A 20,114-nucleotide genomic window follows, 5' to 3' on the forward strand; every position below is an offset into this window, starting at 1 on the left:
TAAAGAATCAACCGCATTTTGAAGATATAACGGTCGAAGAGACTGCTGTCGGGCTGGTGACTGAAGCAGTTGCCGGGTACTACATGGATGGCATTTTTCCCGACAGCGAAGTCACCATATACATCACCGGGCCTCAGGCGCTGCTGGGCGGGGTGAGGGACTATGAAAAAAGCAGCCTGACACCCAGATCGGCCGAAGCGCTTGGCAAATTTATCGCGATCAAAGGCGCACGCACGGTGAATCGGCAAACCGAAGAGGAAATGGACCATTCCTGGAAAGAACAGGCCGACGCAGCACAATGGTTTATTGATGAAAAAGAACGCTGGCAAACCGGGCGCTATGAGGTGCGTTACAAGGGGGATGTCACGCAGTTGCTGCAACGACAAACCATCGAGTTCGATGCCGGTTGGCCCCTGATCGAAGGCCGTCATGTATTGCGGGTTTCGATTCTGGAGCAACTGGTTGAAGGGCTCGGTGAACCGTTCCGGCTGGCGATGAGCAATGGCGCTAATGGGGCTGTTACGTTCAATAAATCCCTGCCGCTGAGTTTCAACGACCGGCAAGCCATCCTCGCTCAACCGGCCGGTGTGACGGTTCCCGGCTACGTCAGCGACGCGGCCACCGCGCAATTACCCATCGTTGAAAGCCTTGAACGAATCGCCAAAGGCACTTTACGCATTGAACAGTTGAGCCCGGCGCAGCGCTTGTCACTGGGGGGCTTGCTGGGGCTCGATGCGCTGGACAATCCCGGCTTCGAAGCGGTTCGTGGTGAAATCGAAAGCCTGGCAAAAACCGTGAGCGAGCAGGGCACCTCGGGCCGTTACGGGACCCTCGAACGTCTGTTGTACAAGCACAATGCTCCGGCGTTTAGTGCCGGATTAAAGGCCCCGGCCGAGGAGACCCCGGGCCATTTCGAGACTGCCCTGGCCCTGAAGAAAACCGCCCTTGAGGCGCCGCTGACCCTGCGTCAGTGGGGGCAGCAGGTCGCCAGGATCAAGCAGGTCGCGACGACGGAGCATCGCCTCCAGATCGGCGAGCGCGTCGTGCCGTTACGCGAAGCCTTCGAGAAGGACAGCTCGAGCCAATACCTGCCCCAGGACTTGTTAGCCGGCGGAGACGGGGACGTGGTCGGCCAGCGCTGTTACCCGCTCTCGATCGTCATGGCTGCTGCGCTCGTCGAGGGGCCTGCGGCGAGTTATAACCTGCGTGACCGGTTCTTCACGAGTGTCGCGAGTCCCGAGACGCACGACTCTGCAACCTTTATCCAGACCATCGAGGAACTGCGCGGCGCGCAGGTCAACGAGATCGGTATCGCGCTGCAGCGCTCTAGCCTTGCGCAAGTCGTCGCGCGACTGATAGCCAGCAAGACGACCTGCACGTTAATGCTCACCACGGACAACCACGCGATGCTGGTGGCCAAAACGCTGCGAGGGTCGCACAGCCAATATCATTTTTATGACCCGAACCTGGGTGTGTTCGTGTTTGCCCAGCCGCAATCGTTCTTGCAGGCCATGGAACGGTTTTTCCAGCAGCGGGAAATCGTCAAGTATTACGCCGCTTACGGGAGCGCCAAGCAGCCGACGTTTGATCTGATCGAACTGCACGCCGACAAAGTGTCTTCGTTGACCACATCCACGGGTGTTCGTGTCTCGGACCTGTTGCTGCCCGGCGAATTGCGCGGGCAAAACCCCCACGCGGTCGGGCGCCATCGCACGCCCAGCGCGCGAGGTCAGTCCCTGGTGAACAATGCCCGTTTGGGCCGCTCGTTGATGGAACTCGATAGCCATTGGTGGGCCGGGCAAATCCAGCAGGCCACCGGGGATTTGCTGGCCGGCAATCAACTGTCCGGCGAGTTTTCTCCGGTGTTTGAAACGCTGGAGATCACCCCTGCCGGGGACTATCAGATCAGTGTGGTCAAACCCGCGAGCGGCACCGACGCCGAACAGTGGGTGCGATTGAACACCCGGGATTCGCGTTTTTTACGGATCAAAAATCACCTGACCGAACTCTTCGGCAAACTGACGAGCCCACGGGTCAGCGAACTCGAGCCGTTGAGCGCCGGCAGCGTTCACACCCTCAATGCCGGTTTCGCCATTCAGGCCCTGATGAATGCCTTGCGCGCCCAGGAAGGCGACGGAAAAAACCTGTCGCTGGCGGTGCGCCTGCACGCCTATGTGAATTACGCGCAGTTGGTCCACGGGCTGGTGATGGATGTGGCGGGCGTGGTGCAGTTGGTGCGCCAGGGCCTGGCGCAGGAGCGCCTGATGGCCCAGACCAGTTCCACGGTGGTGGGCGAAGCACTGGGGCATATCGGCGGTGAAGGGGTGGGGACGGTGCTGGGGATGGCGAACGTCGGGTTCGACATTTACCAGTTGAGTGAGGCCGAAAACGATATGCAGGTGGCCCGGTTCGGTACGCAATTGGCCTTCGACTCGGCCAGCAGCGTACTGGGCATCGCCGCGCTGGGCGCGGGCCTGGCGTCGGCGGCCACGGCCGCGGCGGTGCTGGGCGGCCTCTCGGTGATCGTCGGCGGATTGGCCGTGGGGGTGGCGGCGCTGGCCGAAGGGTTTGCTTCGATTGCCGAGAAGGCCAAGGAGGTCGGGCAGTTCTTTGCCGAACTGGACGCCGCTTACCGAGGGGATGCCTTCAGTTGGAATGAGCAACACCAGGCATGGCTGCCTCACCCGAAACTGGTGATCCAGCGTCTGGACTTTCAGGACGGCCGGGTGACGTATGACAGCCAGCGCCTGTTCCCGTTGCGCAATCACTTCGGCGTGCCGGATTACGACGTGGATTTCGAGCGGGCGATCAATCTGCGCCAGCAACTGGGATTACCCGGCACCTCCCTGTTCAACCCGGCGAATGCTCAGGTCGTGATGCTGCCGTGCACGCCTCAGACGTTTTACGGCTACGAGTATCAGTTGCTGCCATTTTCCACCTGGCGCCATGACCCGGGGTTCGATATCGCTCGTCGCCTGGAGAGAAAGAACGCCAAAGGCGAATGGCAGTTTCTGTTCACGTTTTACTCGTTTCCAGGCGAGTACATCCTCAAGGCGATCAATCCTGCTTACCGGCCAGGCACGCCGTCGGTGATTCAGGTGCGGCTGGATAACACCCCGCGAGTGCTGGTGGTGCAAGAGTTGCCCGCAAGCTGGCACGGCAGGATTGCCTATGAAATCGAAGGCGGCGAAGCCCCTTGTACGTTGTTGCTTAACCCGGGGGTGAGCCTGGAGCTTAAGGCGGCCGGCACCCGGACCATGCAGTGGGTGCTGCTGGCGAGCTGGGCCAAGGAAAGCGACGTGCAGTTCGTTCGCGGCGAAGGCCTGAAAATCGGCGCGGTCAGCCTCACCTTCGGCGGCAAGGCGCGACTGGACTTGACGTTGCAGCTTGGGGACAACAACCGTTACCGGGTCGACTTTCTTCATCAACAGCTGATCGACCTTGAGCAAGAGGCAACGCCGGGCATGGAGGCTGAGGCGTTGCGCGGGCATTTTATGGCGCTGGCCCGTGAGCACCGTCTGGAACTGCCTTACACACCGGTGCATCAATTTCCGATCCCGTTCGAAGACCCGGCAGACCCCCGTCACTGCACCGCGTACTACGATTCGGCGCAGGAACGGTTCCTCTTCATCCGCGATGACGATGTGATCGTGCCCGACGATCCGCTTCTGGGGGCGGTGGTTGAGGGCTCGGCGTATTTCTATCATCCGCAAAGTCCCGAAGTGTGGAGGGTCGACGCAGTGACCGGGCTGATCAACCACCGCTATCGCCTGATGCTCAAGGTTGGCGGCTCTATTGTCACCCATTGTGAGCCGGTGCCCGGCGTCGGGGTCAGGGTGGTCCAGCAGGGTGCGCATGAAAACCAGGTCTACATCCTGGAATACCTGATCACTGATGAAGGGCTGTTTCTCACGTCGCTGACCCGTGAACTGGACGTCGCCCTTGAACAGGTTCTGGGGCAAACGCCGACGCTGGCCAATTGGGGCCAGGTGTTTGGCGCGTACATCGACTGGCCAAACGTGGCCTCGCAAGAGCGTTTCGAAACCTCGGTCTGGCAATTGGCGTCGTTCGTTTCCATCCATTGGAAACCCGGCGCCCAACTGAACGACATGGCGTGGGTACGCCGCAGTGATCGCCTGATCATCCGGCCGGTACCGAAGCGCCACCACGGGCGGGGATGGCCGGATTCGCAAAAGGCACAGAACGAACTGGGCCTGCTAGCGCCTGACGGCAATGAGGGCGATGTATTTGTCATCTACCAGCGCCAGAGCCCGCGTCTGTGCGTGCAACGGCGCAGCGTGGTGAACGGGCAGTTGCAACTGTCGGTGCAGTGGCAAACCCTGGAAGGGCTGAGCAATGTCGTCGCTACCCAGGAAGGTAGTGTGGCAATCACCCAGGACGGTGTGTTCTACACCTTCACGCCACAGGGGCGGCTGCAATTGAGCGGGGTGACCGAGGTCTGGTTCAAGGATCGGCCGCAATGGTGGGCACAGTTGCCCGCGCTGCTCGCCGAGGAGCCGGGTGCCAGTCTGGCCCTGGTGGGGCTAAGTAATTTCAGTGGCGATGCCCGTTTATGTGCCTGGTGCCTTGACGGTCACCTGCTGCTGGCGGACCTGGGCCACGGCAAGGAAGTGCGGGTGCTGGGGATTACCCCGGATAACGCGGCGGCCTGGTTATTCGACGTGGCCAGTGGCGAGATTTATCGCCAGGCGTTTATCGAACCCCTGCGATTGCCGACGGCGTTCGGCACTGGCACCAAGGTGTTGCTCGCGGACGCGTTGCCTGAACCGCAACAACCCTGGAGCCCGTGGACCTTCGTTGATGTGAGTCCCGAAGGTGCCGGCCTGCGCGCCACCACCGACGACGGCATCGAGATGTTGCTCAATCATCAGGAGGCGGCGTTGATCATCGGCGTTGATCGCCGCTGGGTGCGGGCACGGGCCGATACGCTGAGTGAAAACCTCAAGGCGCTGGTGGACAGCTACTTTCGCTGCGCACCGTTGTTGAGCGTGGCACAGCCCGACGGGCAGCAATGGTATGTGAGCGAAACCGGGCGATTGATTGACGCCGCGAACGTGCGGATTCCCGAGCCGTTCAGCGTTGTGGGCACACAACGGCAAACTAATGTCCTGCTGTATCAAAAAGCGGATGCACGGCTGCACACCTATCCGAATACCGGCATGACCGGAGCGGTGAATTATGTGCAACGCGAAGGCGAAGTGATGGTGATCGAAGGCCGGACAACCCTCGACGATCTCGTGCCGCTGATCCCGGACGATGTCCGGACGCTGGTGCTGCGTTTCGGCGAAGCAGGCGCGACGTACCGGTTGTCGAATGCCGCGTGGCGTCGGCTGGAGTCGATCATTGTCGATTGCCGACCGCCCCTGAACGCTTCAGCGGTTGTGCCGGGTACGCTGGTCTGGGCAATGGACACCGTCGATTCGTTGATCGTGAGCCTGGAGGGTGAGCACGTGGTCATTCTGGATCGCGACACGTTCCACAGTCTGGTCCTGCGTGAAGTGAACGCCGCGGATGTCACCTTGCGTGGCGAACTGATGCTCGCGGTCGGCAAGCACGGGCCGGTGGCGGTCTCGACCTTCGTGACAACCCTGCGGGCAATGCCGCCGTCGACTGGCGTGGCGCTACTCACTCTGCTTCAGCCTGTCGTTCACACGGACCCCGCCTGATCCTGCAACATCACGCCTGTAAACCCACACCCCTTCACCGCCGTTTCAAGCGGTGAAGGGGTGTGGTTCGTTCAGGCTTTGCGCTTTCTCAGGGCGAATCGACCATGGACAACATCGTGGTTGATATCGTCAAGGCCGGTTTCGATCGATAGCCACTTTCACGGGACCAGATAACCCTTAACCCCGGTGAAAATAATCTGCGCCGCCAGGGCACACACGAATAGCCCCATCAACCGGCTGACAATCTGCAAGCCCTGATCGCCGAGAATGCGTTCGATGCGGTTGGACAGATAAAGCACCACGCCGACCGTGAAACTGGCCAGGGCAATGCTCAGAATCGCCGTGAGCTTGTCGTCCCAATGGGGCTGGCTCACGCCCATCACCAGCAGCGCACCGATGGTGCCCGGGCCGACCGTCAGGGGGATGGTCAGCGGCACGATGGTCACGTCTTGCTGCACGTTGTCGGTTTGTACTGCGGATTTGCCTTGGGCCATGCCCAGTGCCGAGATGAACAGCACGCTGCCGGCACCGATCCGAAACGCATCCACGGTGATGCCGAACACACTGAAAATCACACGCCCGAACAGGTACAGCAAGACGCTGGACACCAGCGTCGCGACCGCGACTTTCCAGGCCAGGCGACGTTGTTCCTTGCGCGAATAGCCGCGGGTCAAGCTGATGAAACAGGACAATACGAAGAACGGGCTGTAGAGCACCAGCATCTTCAGGTAAACGCTGAACAACACATGGAGCATGGTGCTAGCTCACTGGCGAGGGAAGTCGAGGCGGAGTCTATCAGGCACGGCGTCGCTCGGCTCAGGACGTTTGTGTGGTGACCCGGTTCTGCTGGTCGCGCTGGGCGACCCAGTGCTCGATCAGTTCGCGCAGTTGCGACAATTCCACCGGTTTGGCCATGTGCCCGTCCATGCCGGCCTGGCGTGCGCGCTCTTTATGCTCGGCGAGAATGTGTGCGGTCAGCGCCACCACTGGCGTGCGAGTTCGCTGGTTGCCGACCTCCCACGCGCGCAATTGCTGAGTGGCGGAGAAACCGTCGAGGATCGGCATTTCGCAGTCCATCAACACCAGGTCGTAACGTTGCGCCTTCATCGCCTGCAAGGCTTCCTCGCCGTTGCTGGCGGTGTCCGGTTGCAGGTTGAGCTTGCCGAGCATGCCGCGAATAACCTTGGTCGAGATGCTGTTGTCTTCGGCCACCAGAATGCGGAAATCGCTGGGCACCTTGACGGGCAGCGGCGGGCCGGAGGGCAAATGGTGCGATACGGCGAGGCCTTTGTTGCGCTGATTCAGCTCGTCCGCCAGGGTGGTCTTGAGGGTGTAACCGGCCACCGGTTTGGCGAGGATGCGTTTGATCCCCGAGTTGCGCGCAATGATCTTGCTCGGCGCATTGCTGATGCCGGTGAGCATGATCAGCAAGATGTCGTGGTTCAGGCTCGGGTCTTCCTTGATCTTGGCCGCCAGTTGCATGCCGGTCATGCCGGGCATGTTCTGATCCAGCAGGACCACGTCAAAGTAATCGCGCAGATGCGCTTTGGTGCGCAGCAACGCCAGCGCCTCTTTGCCGGACGGCACGGCACTGACATTCAGGCCCCAGGCGCTGCATTGCTGCACCAGGACTTTGCGGCAGGTGTCGTTGTCGTCCACCACCAGTACCCGCGCGCCTTGCAGCGGACTGTCGAGGTCGGAGGTCGGGTGTTCGAGGCGATCCGGGTCCAGCGGCAAGGTCAGCCACAATGTGCTGCCCTGATTGGCGCCACTCTTGATCCCGAACTCCCCTTGCATCAAGCGGATCAGTTGGCGGGCGATCACCAGCCCCAGATTGCCGCCCAGGCGAGTGGCCGAGAGGAAGTGCTTGCTGTGCAATTCGGCGTGCATCAGCGCATCGCGCTCTTCGGCTTCCATCGGCACGCCGCTGTCCTGCACGGCGATGCGCAGGCGTGGCTTGGCGCTGCGTTCGTCGAGGGCGACGACGATCAGGATCTCGCCCTCGTCAGTCTTTTTCAGCGCGTTTTCCAGCAGGCTCAGCAAGGTCTGGCGCAGTCGGGTCGGGTCGCCGCTGATCACGCGCGGCACTTGCGGCTGGATGAAGCTGATCAGTTCGACGTTCTGTTGTTCGGCCTTGGCGCGGAAAATACTCAGGCAATCTTCGATCAGGGCATTGAGGTCGAATTGCACGTCGTCCAGTTCGATCTGCCCGGACTCAAGCTTGGAGATGTCGAGAATCTCGTTGATCAGGGTCAGCAATTCGTTGCCGGCGCTGTGGATGGTCTGCACGTAATCGCGCTGCTTGACCGACAACGGCGTGCCCAGCAGCAGTTCGGTCATGCCCAGCACGCCATTCATCGGGGTGCGGATTTCGTGGCTGATCTTCGCCAGGAATTCGGCCTTGGCGTTGATCTCGGCGTTGCTGGCGGCCAGGTCGCGGCTGACGCTGAAACGGTCTTCGGTGATGCTGCGCTGGCGTTCGCCCAGGGCAATGCTCATCAACAGGCCGCTGATGCAGATGAAAGCCAACAGCGTGATGATCAGCCCTTGCGGCGCCACCAGGGTCAGCCCCAACAGTGCTGGCAGGATGATCAGCGCGCCGATGTTGAACACCACCATCGCCGCCACGAACAGCCGGGCCGGGCGATAGCCTTTTTGCCAGTGAAAGGCGCTGACGAACAACATGCTCAGGCCCGCGAGTGCGACCAGGGCGTAGGTGATGATGTTCAGCGGCAGGGTGTTGACGAACAACAGCAGCAGGCCGCTGACGACCGTGAACAGAATGTCCCCGAGCAACAGCTTGTTCAGCGGATGCGGGCCCAGCGGTGCAAAGAAACGGTAGGCGAACATCAAGCCGCATGGTGCCGTCAGCAGCAAGGCGAGGTAGGCGCCGGGGGTCTGGATGGCGTGCCAGTTCGGCAGCCATGGCCCGGCCAGGTTCAGCAGCAGCACGAGGCTGAGCATCAATAGAAATTCGCACGCGGCCAGCCAGAGGCTGCTGCGTGAGCGGGTGTAGGCGTAACGCACGATGTTGTGCAGGATCAGCATGCCGATGCAGCCGAACAGCAGGCCGTAGATCAGCGTGAGGTTTTGATTGGCCGCCGTCAGTACCGCCGATTGCAGGGTGATGTAAGGCCGCAGCTGATGTTCGGACACCAGTCGCAGGTAGACGTCGAGGGTTTTGTCGCTTTGCGGCAGGGGCAGCATGAAGTCGCTGCTGGGCAATGGCCGCTCAGCCTGGGGCTGTTGGGTGCCGGTGTTCAGTTGCTCGACCAGCTTGTCGCCGTCCAGCACGTACAGATTGAGGTGCGACAGGTCGGGGGCGAACACCCGCAGCACTTGTTCGTGCTTGCCGGGGGTGAGCCGGAAGCGCAGCCATAGCGCGCCGTCGGGTTCGGCGGCCGTGAGGCGATCGAGTTCGATGGGGCTGAATTGGTTGGTGAAGCGTGCGGAGCGGATGTCGCTCAACTGCAGGTCGCCCTGTTCGTCGAGCAATACCGACCAGCCACTGCCTTGCGCGGCCTGGGCCGGGAGCATGCAGAGCAAGGTCAACAGAGTGACGGTAAGACCTATGGCAATCCTGAGCCAGCGCACGGCGAAATCCCTTCGTAGGTTGATGCCAGAATATAACTATGCGCGGCGCCGGAACAGTCCGGCAAGGGCATCGCGCCCTTGCCTGACCGACAGGAGGACTTACTCCTGATTTTCGCCACGCTCGCGGGCAATGGCGCGGTAGCCAATGTCCTTGCGATAGAAGCAGCCTTCCCAGTCGATCTTGGCCGCCAGCTTGTAAGCCTGCTGCTGGGCCGCATCCACGCTTGCGCCCATGGCGGTCGCGCAAAGTACCCGACCACCGGCCGTCACCACCTGGCCGTCCTTGAGCGCAGTACCGGCGTGGAAGACTTTGCCTTCCAGTGCCGCCGCTGCGTCCAGACCGTTGATCGCCACGCCTTTGGCGTAGTCACCAGGATAGCCGCCAGCGGCCAGTACGATGCCGACGCTTGGACGTGGGTCCCATTGCGCTTCGACCTTGTCCAGGGCTTGCGCCAGGGCTGCTTCGACCAGCAATACCAGGCTCGACTGCAAACGCAGCATCACCGGTTGGGTCTCAGGGTCACCGAAACGGCAGTTGAACTCGATAACTTTTGGGTTACCGGCTTTGTCGATCATCAGGCCAGCGTAAAGGAAACCGGTGTAGACGTTGCCTTCATCGGCCATGCCGCGCACGGTTGGCCAGATCACCAGGTCCATGACGCGCTTGTGTACTTCGGCGGTCACGACCGGGGCAGGGGAGTAGGCACCCATGCCGCCCGTGTTCGGGCCGGTATCGCCGTCGCCAACGCGTTTGTGATCCTGGCTGGTGGCCATCGGCAATACGTTCTTGCCGTCGACCATGACGATGAAGCTCGCTTCTTCGCCGTCCAGGAACTCTTCGATCACCACGCGGGAACCGGCTTCGCCGAAAGCGTTGCCGGCCAGCATGTCGCGCACGGCATCTTCGGCTTCAGTCAGGGTCATGGCGACGATCACGCCTTTACCGGCGGCCAGGCCATCGGCCTTGATCACGATCGGTGCGCCTTTTTCACGCAGATAAGCCAGGGCCGGCTCGATCTCGGTGAAGTTCTGGTAGTCGGCGGTCGGGATCTTGTGGCGTGCCAGGAAATCCTTGGTGAAGGCTTTCGAACCTTCCAGCTGCGCAGCGCCTGCGGTTGGACCGAAGCAGTCCAGGCCACGCTGGCGGAACAGATCGACTACACCGGCCACCAGCGGCACTTCCGGGCCAACGATGGTCAGGGAAACGTTCTTCTCGGCAAAATCGGCCAGTTGCTCAAGGGCCAGCACGTCGATGGCGACGTTCTCGCACTTGGCTTCGATGGCGGTGCCGGCGTTGCCCGGAGCGACGTAAACCTTCTGGACACGAGGGTCCTGAGCCACTTTCCAGGCCAGGGCGTGTTCACGGCCACCGCTGCCAATGATCAAAACATTCATTTCAAAAACCTCAGAATTCTATGGGGTGCGCTACCAACCCTCGTAGGAGCTGTCGAGTACAACGAGGCTGCGATCTTTTGACTTTGTTTTTTACAATCAAGACCAAAAGATCGCAGCCTTCGGCAGCTCCTACAGGGCGAGCGGTGTATCAGTGACGGAAGTGGCGCATGCCGGTGAAGACCATGGCGATGCCAGCCTCGTCAGCCGCAGCAATCACTTCGGCATCACGCATCGAGCCGCCTGGCTGGATCACCGCCGTGATACCGACCTTGGCCGCGTTGTCCAGGCCGTCGCGGAACGGGAAGAACGCATCGGAGGCCATCACCGAGCCTGCCACTTGCAACCCGGCGTGTTCAGCCTTGATCGCAGCAATACGGGCAGAGTTCACGCGGCTCATCTGGCCGGCGCCGACACCGATGGTCTGACGGTTCTTGGCGTAGACGATGGCGTTGGATTTAACGTACTTGGCCACTTTCCAGGCGAAGATCAGGTCGTTGATCTCTTGCTCGGTCGGGGCGCGTTTGGTCACGACTTTCAGGTCATCGGCGCTGATCATGCCGATGTCGCGGCTCTGGACCAGCAAACCGCCGTTGACGCGTTTGTAGTCCCAGGCAGCGGCACGGTCAGTCGACCACTCGCCGCAGGTCAGCAGGCGTACGTTGGCTTTGGCGGCGACAATGGCGCGGGCTTCTTCGCTCACCGAAGGGGCGATGATCACTTCGACGAACTGACGCTCGACGATGGCTTTGGCGGTCTCGGCATCCAGTTCGCGGTTGAAGGCGATGATGCCGCCGAACGCCGATTCGGTGTCAGTGGCGTAAGCCAGTTCGTAGGCCTGGCGGATGCCGCCCTCGGCGTCCGGACTGACGGCGACGCCGCATGGGTTGGCGTGCTTGACGATCACGCAGGCTGGCTTGACGAAGCTCTTCACGCATTCCAGCGCGGCATCGGTGTCGGCCACGTTGTTGTACGACAGCTCTTTACCTTGCAGTTGGGTCGCGGTGGCGATGCCGACTTCGGCAGGCTTGGCTTCCACGTAGAACGCCGCGCTCTGGTGCGGGTTCTCGCCGTAGCGCATTTCCTGAGCCTTGACGAACTGGCTGTTGAAGGTGCGCGGGAACTCGCTGCGACCTTCAGTGCTGAGGGTGTCAGCAGCCTGGTTCACGGTGCCCATGTAGTTGGCGATCATGCCGTCGTAGGCGGCGGTGTGTTCGAAGGCCTTGAGCATCAGGTCGAAACGCTGAGCGTAGGTCAGGCCGCCGGCCTTGAGGCTTTCCAGGACACTGGCGTAGTCGCCGGCATTCACCACGATGGCCACGTCTTTGTGGTTTTTGGCTGCCGAGCGGACCATGGTCGGGCCGCCGATGTCGATGTTCTCGATAGCGGTCGGCAGGTCGCAACCTGGCTTGTTGATGGTGGCTTCGAACGGGTACAGGTTGACCGCAACCAGGTCGATCGGCTTGATGCCGTGCTCGTTCATGATTGCGTCATCGATACCGCGACGACCCAGAATCCCACCGTGGATTTTCGGGTGCAGGGTCTTGACCCGACCGTCCATCATTTCTGCGAAACCGGTGTAATCCGCGACTTCCACTGCGGCAACACCGTTGTCGCGCAGCAGCTTGAACGTCCCGCCGGTGGAGAGGATCTCGACGCCCAGGGCTTCAAGCTCCTTGGCGAATTCGAGGATGCCGGTCTTGTCGGAGACGCTGATCAAGGCGCGGCGGATCGGCAGGCGGGTAGTCTGGTCGGTCATTTCAATTTCCATCAAAAGCAAAGGAGTCAGCAAAAAAGGCGACCGGTTTTACGCGGGCGCCTTTCTGGTTTGATTGAATGCTTACAGCAAATCGTACTGCTTGAGTTTCTTGCGCAGCGTGCCCCGGTTCAGCCCGAGCAGCTCGCTGGCCTTGGTCTGGTTGCCCTTGACGTAGTTCATCACGCACTCGAGCAGGGGAGCCTCGACTTCGGAGAGCACGAGGTTGTACACATCCGTGACGGCAGCGCCCTCAAGGTGGGCGAAATAATTGTGCAGCGCCTTCTCGACACTCCCGCGAAGGGTCTGACCTTCTTCGCTCGGCGTATTGAGGTGCTGTTTCAAATTCACGTTGTCGCTCACGGGTGTTGTTCCACTCACTAAAGTCTCGGTCATCATCGTCATGCGGCCACCCCTTCTCCGTCCCCTGTCAGGCTCTTGTAACGCTCGGCGAAGAACTCCCGAACGTTGGCGCATTGTGTTTCCGTACCATCCAAACGATTGAAGTGGGCGCGGAACTCCCTGGCGCCCGGCAGGGTTGCGAGGTACCAGCCCACATGCTTGCGAGCAATGCGTACGCCCATCACGTCTCCATAGAAGGCATGCAGCGCGGCCAGATGCTCAAGCAGAATACGTTCCACCTCGATCAGTTCCGGCGCCGGCAGTTTTTCGCCGGTACGCAGGAAATGGTCGATCTCACGAAAAATCCATGGCCGCCCCTGGGCAGCCCGGCCTATCAACAGGCCATCGGCACCGGTCGCGTCGAGCACGTACCGGGCCTTCTCGGGTGAATCGATGTCGCCGTTGGCGAAGACCGGGATCGACACTGCCTGCTTGATCGCGGCGATGGTGTCGTACTCGGCTTCACCGGTGTACAGGTCGGCACGGGTGCGGCCATGGACCGCCAACGCCGTGATGCCTGCCTGTTCGGCAATCTTCGCCACGGTCAGGCCGTTCTTGTTGTCCCGGTCCCAGCCTGTGCGGATCTTCAGCGTGACCGGCACATCAACCGCAGCCACCACGGCCTGCAGGATCTCGGTCACCAATGCTTCATCTTTCAACAATGCGGAACCGGCGGCCTTGTTGCAGACCTTCTTGGCCGGACAGCCCATGTTGATATCAATAATCTGTGCGCCCAGTTCCACGTTGGCCCGGGCCGCGTCCGCCAGCATCTGCGCATCACCGCCGGCGATCTGTACCGAGCGGGGCTCGGGATCACCTTCGTGGATCATGCGCATCCGCGATTTGCGGGTGTTCCACAAGCTCATGTCGCTGGTGACCATTTCCGAGACTACAAGCCCTGCGCCCAGTCGCTTGCACAGCTGACGAAAGGGCTGGTCGGTGACACCCGCCATGGGGGCGAGGATCAAGCCGTTGTGCAATGTATATGGACCGATGCGTACCGCCGACATAGGACTTCCCTGTTGTGGGGCCGGATCATGAGAGTTCGAAAAAGGGTTGGCATGATACCCGCTCTCGATGACTGGTTAAAGGCTGAATTGAACAAAATCTGAACAGTTATTCTGTTATCGCCAGCAGTTTGGTTGAGGCGGGCGAAGTCAGAAAACCGCCGTCAAACCCTGAGCACTGAACCGTTTCACTCGGGCGAATGGAAGCTCAGGCTGTAGTTCACCGCTTTGGGACCTGGATCGAGGATGTCCAGCGCGATGTGGATTGGCGTTTGCGGTGGCATTTCGGCCATGCCTTCGAGGTCGCCGTTGAGGTACTCGCCGGGCTTGAAGCGACGGCTGGCGATCAGATGGCCGTTGAGGTCGGCAAAACGCAGTTCCAGTAATGGAAAGGGCTGCGAAAACGGCGCGCGGTTATAGATGATGGCATCCACCACCAGGGCGCCGCTGAAGTCCGGGTGGCTGCGCACCACCAGGTTGCTGCTTTTGATTTTGGCGATGTCGACCTTGGACGGCACCGTGCAGCCGAGTTGCGGGCACAGTTGCTGGAACCACGGACGGTATTGGTCCTGGCGGGCCAGTTCGTCGAAGTGGTAAGCGACGTATTGCCCGACGAGAGCACCAGCGCCGAGCAGGATCAGCAGCAGCCAGAAAAACCGTCGGCCCCAGGGCGAGCGGCGTTTCTGCCAGTCCAGTTGCAGCGGGTCGTCGGTCAGGTCTTGCAGGACCTCGGCGCGCACACCGGGTTCGTTGCGTTCGCGTTTTTGGCGCAGCGGCTCGATGGACGGTAAATCGTCGTCGATATCGTCAGCGGCTGACAGGCGTTCATGGCGCGCGGAAGTGTCGATAGGGTCGTGCAATTGCAGCTTGGGCACGGGCGGCTCGTCGTCCAGATCCTCCAGCGCCAGGGACAGCGACGGTTCTGTGCGCGAGTGTTTGCCCGGTTCGTCGGTCGATTCCGGGGCGGCAGCAGACTCGGAGGCGTGGGCGCGATCAGCGGCCGATTCGCTGAACAGGCTGTCGGACCACGGCTCTTCGTCCGTTTCGATGTTGTCGCGGCGAGCGCTCAACGAGTCTTCGCGGTGTTGGCCGAATTCCTTGGTGGGCTGGATTTCCCGCTGTTCGAGCCGGGCGAGTTCCTGGTCCAGGTCAAGGCTGTCCAGATCCATTTCGGCGGCGGACCACTGCTTTTGGCTGATGGCCCGTTGCGCGGGTGGCTCGACGATAGCCGGGGCGACCGGTTTGACCGCGTCCTTGCCGGCGCGCTGCTCAAGCAGTTGCTTGGCGGCGTTGAACACTTGCAGGCATGAGCCGCAGCGAACCACCCCACGGGCCACGCTCAATTGGGCATGGCTGACGCGGAAGCTGGTTTGGCAATGCGGGCACTGGGTGACGAAGCTGTCGGTCATGCGGCGATCCGGATTATGCAGGCGCTCATTCTAGCGCCGACGGCCAGTGATGCGCACCCAGCCATCGCGATTGGCAATCGGGTCCAGATCGAAGTCCTGAGCGTAGGCCTTGGCGACTTCTTCACCTTGCTCGGCGAGGATGCCCGACAGTGCCAGGCGGCCGCCCGGCTTGACCAGGCTCGACAATTGCGGCGCCAGAGACACCAGCGGGCCGGCCAGAATATTGGCCACCAGCACGTCAGCCTGAACCTGCGGCAGATCTGGCGGCAGGTACAGCGGGAACAGCGCTTCGGCAATGTTGTTGCGCCCGGCGTTGTCGCGGGAGGCTTCCAGGGCTTGCACGTCGATGTCGGTGCCGACGGCTTCCTTGGCGCCCAGCAGCAGGGCGGCAATCGCCAGAATCCCCGAGCCGCAGCCGAAGTCCAGCACGTTGCAGTCTTTCAGGTCCTGACCGTCGAGCCATTCCAGGCACAGCGCGGTGGTCGGGTGGGTACCGGTGCCGAATGCCAGGCCCGGATCGAGCAGCAGGTTCACCGCATCCGGTTCCGGCGCGGCGTGCCAGCTCGGCACGATCCACAGGCGCTCACCGAAACGCATCGGCTGGAAGCCATCCATCCAGCTGCGTTCCCAGTCCTGGTCTTCGATGATTTCGCTGTGATGCTCGGGCAGCGGGCCGCCGGTCAGCAACTCCATGTGGGCCAATACGCTGGCGGCTTCGGTGCCGTCCTCGAACAGGGCCAGCAGATGGGTGTGGGACCACAGCGGTGTGGTGTTGAGTTCCGGTTCGAAGATCGGCTGGTCTTCGGCGTCCATGAAGGTCACCGACACGGCGCCCACTTCAAGGAAAGCGTCTTCGTAGGTTTCGGCTTGTTCTGGGCTGATGGCGAGACGGACTTGCAGCCAAGGCATGGCGGGCACCTTTGAAAAATATTGATTGCAGCCTAGCGGGCTGCGAGAAGCGCGCAAGTTTACGCGAGCGCGCGGCAGAAGACGACCGGATGCTTTGACGCGGGACGGTTCTGACACATCGCGGGACAGTTCCCTACCGACTTTGCCGATTCATCTCGCCGTTCGTCCCGAATCGCCCTCTGTCGTCCCGTTTTGCACTTTATGACTATGGGGCATTCAGGCGCCCCAATACCTGGGGCCGAGCAGCGGTGCGTTATGTCATGGAAGAACATCTTTTTATCAAAGGGCCGGTGGCCGGCAAGGACCTTGACGCGATGCGGCGGGCGGACATTCAAGTCAAAGGGGATGAGGGGGGCCGGGCGCTCATCGAGGCGCTGATCGACAGTCTGTCGGCCGCCATTCGCCGCAAGACCCTCCGGTATGAAATGCCCGACACCTTTGCGCTGCCCGAACACTGCATGCTGTGGCAATGGCTGGATGTTTACCTCAAAGCCATTCAGCACGCGGAATTTGTGGCGTGGGCGGCCCGGCGGCACCTGGACCTCAAGAGCCTGCGGGTGCAGGGCGGGACCTTGTACGTCAATGTTGTTAAAAATGGTGTCAGCACCCCACGGGTCATGACTTTGCACGATGACTCGGGGTGGTGGCGGGTGGCGGACCCTATCAATGCCGTGGTGCAGATCATCGACCCCGCCGGGATCGATGACCTGGGTCTGAGGGACCCATCGACGGCCTCCAGCCAGGCGTTTTCCCTGGGGGCCGCCCTGGCTTTCTACGGCTATCCACTGCCGGCCAACCGCCCTCAGGCCCACGTGATGGTTGACGAGTTACGGCGGCTGTCCGGGTTCCCGGTCATTGACAGCAGCGGCCATATTTCCACCTCCGTGTCGGTGGAGCAGGCTGAGCAAGCCAAAGACTGCGCGAAGGTGGCCAGCGAGTTGCAACGAGCCTTGCAGGATGAGCTCGCAAGCACGGGAGATTATGATTTTCTGGAAACCTATCGACGGCGCATCAAGCTGGATTCCGGTTCGATGCTCGCTCAAACCATGAATTCGGCCCTGCGTTTACTGCAAGGCTTGAGCATCAAATTGAATGTGGGGCGCTTGTCCGCGCCGACCGGGTACTACTTTTCCAGAGTCGAGCGGACCCTCATGGAGGTCGGCCGTTTTTCAGTCCCGCAAGCCGTCGCGGCCGACAGGCTTTCGGTGCCAGAGGTGGCCATCGATCTGCGCGAACTGGCAGCGCAGGCCGAGAAACTCGGTTCGGACGTTCATTCCGACGGCTGTTTCAGCCTGGCGGCTGTACTGGCGGCGTATGAGCGAGAAACCCCGACCGATGCGGACGAGGTTCGCGCACTGGTGGTTTCCCTGGGGCAATCGCCGGAGTCGCAGACCCCCTATGTGCATGCCTCGGCCCATTCCGCAGCGGCATTGCTCAGGCATCGGCGTTACCTTGGCCTGGTCAATAACCGTTTCTGGATGGGCTTCGAACTCCAGGCCTTGAGCGGCACCCTGCGCGATAGCACCGCGATCTCCACGGCCGGGCTGAGTGTTTCCCTCGACCCTGATTCACCCTTGGCGGAACTGACCGACGCGGGCAGGAAAGAACTGCTGGCGGTCATGGCGCTCGATGAGTTCAAGGCGATCAGCACGGCGAAGCAGCTTGACCCCACCGGCCATCTGCTGGTGTCTGGCTCGGGCTACGTTGGTGCCCGTAAGTTGGACGGCAGCTGGATAGACCTCAACAGTGCTGTAAGTGCAGTCCCTGTACTCGCCGGCCAATTCGACTCGCTCGCCTTGATTGCCGGTCGATTAGGCGGCGCCCTTCGATCCAGCGGCGAGGTGACGCTGGAGCAGATGCTGACGTTCTACGGCTTCGCGCCACCCGTCACGGCGGCAGAGGCCCGGCATCTGGCGCAGCGATTGCGCGCGGTGCCTTTGCGGCCCCGCCCGTCGGTGGAGTTTTGGAATGCGCTGGGTGGCAATTTCGCATCCGTGTCGTCGCCGTTGTTGTCTCGTCGCTTGCAGATCATTGAAGAGCCCGAGCATTTCATGCCCAGGATCGGCACTTCGCTGTATTACTGGTCAGCGCTGAAGCGGGTGGAAGTCACGCTCGTGCTATCACCCGCTCAGCGCCAGCAGGTGCGCGAAGCGGCCGTGCTGTTTATGGCCGGGATCGATGGCCCGCTGTTGGGGCACCTTGTGCGGGCACTCGTCCGGGGCCGATCCAGGGAGCGTGTCCGGGCCGAGGCGGATCTTCTGATCGCGCAAATGCTCGCTTGCCCGCAGGCGCAAAAACTCGCTGACCGACTCGCCCTTGCCGTGACCTGGCAAGGGGAACAGGCCCGGCAGGCCACGACCCGTGCCGGTCGTCACTCACTGGTGCTGGCAGCCGCGATCCTCAGTCTTGATCCGCAGGCGGGGCAGGGCAGAAACCGGATGGCCGGGATCGATCTGGCCGACCCGCGATTCTGGGGCGAGAGCTATGGCAACCTCTTGCTCAGCATCGAGAGGCGGCTGGTGTCTGACCACCGGTTGGACGCCAACGCTGCCTCGTTGGCCGCTCACCTGTTGCTCAGCGGCGTCGCGCCTGAGTTTCTGGTGCGGGGTATTTCTGAAGAAATGGCTTACATGTCGGGCCAGGCCTGGGTGCACTTCAAGCACTGTGTCGCGTATCTGGAGGGGAAATACCCCGGTTCCTCCCGTCGTTTGACCTTCGACAGCATCATGAGCGGGGAGCGGCTGAAGTCGATAAAACCGCAGTACTGGAACTTGAAAGAGTTCTATGGCCCGGTGATTGACTGGGCAACAGCCAATGCTCTGTTGCCCCATAACGCCGAGCTGTCTACACCGGCGGAACTGGCCAGGAGCAAAGCCGCCCTGCTGACCCAGTTTGATGGGCTTCAAAAGGCTATTGCTGCATTTCATCGTCCAGCGACCCCTCGCCGGGCATTGGCGTTGGCAGATCTGCGCCGGGTTTACCCGGGTCATGACACGCTGGAAATGCAGGTCCTGGCGCGATTGCCGGATGGCTCGAAGGACGAGAGCGAAACGGGCTCGGAGCAAAAGGTTTCGATGGTCGATTTGCACCTGGCCGGGCAATTGGTTCCGGGTTCGAACCGCTGGCACTCCACGCTCAACACCCTCGACTTTCCGCTCCTGGCTGAACGTTTCCCTTTGCTGAGCGACGTTAACCGTGTGTATGGCGAGGGCTTCATCGCCCGGGACAGCGAGCTTTGGTCGGCGTACGTGCAGGCGCTTCAGTACAGCATGTCGTTAATGATGCTGAGTCATCGCCAGCGTCTGGAATATGGAGCGCTGACGTTGTTCCGCGTCGGCCAGTCGGGGGCTGGAACCGTCACCAAGGGGCGTTTCGGCATTCTTGTGCGTTGCCGGCATCCGGCGTTTTCCGATGGCCTCTACGAATTTTTCCCTCGGCAACTGAGTGTCGTCGAGCGGGTTGGCGCGGATGCCCGGCGGCTGCTTGAGGAGATCGACATGGCCACCAAGGCCCCGGCGACGCCAGGCTCACCCGCCACGGCGCGGCATCCGCAGTTATTGCCGCTCGACTGGGCGGCGTATGACAAAGGGGTAATACCCACCCCAGGAGCGACGTCCACGGTCATTCTGGAAGAGTTTGGCAGCGTTGCCCCGGCGCCCGGTCAGGCATTCGTGGATGCCAGCCTGTTGCCGGTGCCGCAAACCATGACGTCATTCAGAATCCGCAGCCTGACCTCAGATGTTCTGAGCAACAGCCTGTTTGCGGCGAGTTTTGAGCTGCGTGTCTCGGCAAGCAGTGCCATCAGCCTGGACGACGCCCTCAGTGGGCGCGATCCCTGGTTTGACTACCTCAAGCACATGGCCGGACATGAGGCCCTTCAGGTGTGACGCACTGACGGGAAAGCGTGCACGGTAGAAACAACAAAGCCGCTCGAAAGCGGCTTTGTTGGTCTGGATCA

10 protein-coding genes are annotated in these 20,114 nt (G+C 61.4%); 2 read left to right on the top strand and 8 right to left on the bottom strand.

From position 1 onward, the window contains the following. The first annotated feature begins 56 nt into the window (after positions 1 to 56). A complete protein-coding gene (locus tag V5E99_RS22705) occupies positions 57 to 5,687 on the top strand; it encodes a TcdA/TcdB pore-forming domain-containing protein (protein ID WP_499804487.1) in 5,631 nt (1,876 codons plus the stop codon). 158 nt (positions 5,688 to 5,845) lie between these two features. Here V5E99_RS22705 and V5E99_RS22710 read toward each other — a convergent pair whose 3' ends face one another. The 8 genes from V5E99_RS22710 to prmA form a co-directional block, all read right to left on the bottom strand. Further along, positions 5,846 to 6,442, bottom strand: coding sequence for a MarC family protein (locus V5E99_RS22710; protein ID WP_054044032.1), 597 nt, complete (start codon positions 6,440 to 6,442; stop codon positions 5,846 to 5,848). Between the two features lie 61 nt (positions 6,443 to 6,503). Then, entirely contained in the window at positions 6,504 to 9,281 is a 2,778-nt protein-coding gene (locus V5E99_RS22715) for a hybrid sensor histidine kinase/response regulator (RefSeq protein ID WP_499804488.1), read from the bottom strand. Positions 9,282 to 9,380: 99 nt separating this feature from the next. Then, the gene (purD, locus tag V5E99_RS22720) at positions 9,381 to 10,676 is read right to left on the bottom strand and encodes a phosphoribosylamine--glycine ligase (RefSeq protein ID WP_499804489.1); all 1,296 of its coding nucleotides are present in this window, start codon (positions 10,674 to 10,676) and stop codon (positions 9,381 to 9,383) included. Between the two features lie 148 nt (positions 10,677 to 10,824). After that, complete coding sequence (purH, locus tag V5E99_RS22725) at positions 10,825 to 12,432, bottom strand: bifunctional phosphoribosylaminoimidazolecarboxamide formyltransferase/IMP cyclohydrolase (RefSeq protein ID WP_499804490.1); 1,608 nt, start codon at positions 12,430 to 12,432, stop codon at positions 10,825 to 10,827. A gap of 81 nt (positions 12,433 to 12,513) precedes the next feature. Further along, complete coding sequence (gene fis, locus V5E99_RS22730) at positions 12,514 to 12,834, bottom strand: DNA-binding transcriptional regulator Fis (RefSeq protein ID WP_007907419.1); 321 nt, start codon at positions 12,832 to 12,834, stop codon at positions 12,514 to 12,516. Beyond that, complete coding sequence (dusB, locus tag V5E99_RS22735) at positions 12,831 to 13,841, bottom strand: tRNA dihydrouridine synthase DusB (protein WP_149660668.1); 1,011 nt, start codon at positions 13,839 to 13,841, stop codon at positions 12,831 to 12,833. Before dusB ends, fis begins: the two co-directional genes overlap by 4 nt. Positions 13,842 to 14,026: 185 nt before the next feature. Continuing rightward, positions 14,027 to 15,247, bottom strand: a complete 1,221-nt coding sequence (locus tag V5E99_RS22740; protein ID WP_499804491.1) for a DUF3426 domain-containing protein — start codon at positions 15,245 to 15,247, stop codon at positions 14,027 to 14,029. Between the two features lie 30 nt (positions 15,248 to 15,277). Further along, entirely contained in the window at positions 15,278 to 16,156 is an 879-nt protein-coding gene (prmA, locus tag V5E99_RS22745) for a 50S ribosomal protein L11 methyltransferase (protein WP_499804492.1), read from the bottom strand. A gap of 260 nt (positions 16,157 to 16,416) precedes the next feature. On the opposite strand from prmA, the gene V5E99_RS22750 reads away from it, so the two are divergent. Next, a complete protein-coding gene (locus tag V5E99_RS22750; protein WP_499804493.1) occupies positions 16,417 to 20,043 on the top strand; it encodes a hypothetical protein in 3,627 nt (1,208 codons plus the stop codon). The last annotated feature ends 71 nt before the right edge of the window (positions 20,044 to 20,114 follow it).

It is taken from the genome of Janthinobacterium sp. LPB2021202312-11-4, assembly GCF_037049705.1.
GTDB lineage: Bacteria > Pseudomonadota > Gammaproteobacteria > Pseudomonadales > Pseudomonadaceae > Aquipseudomonas.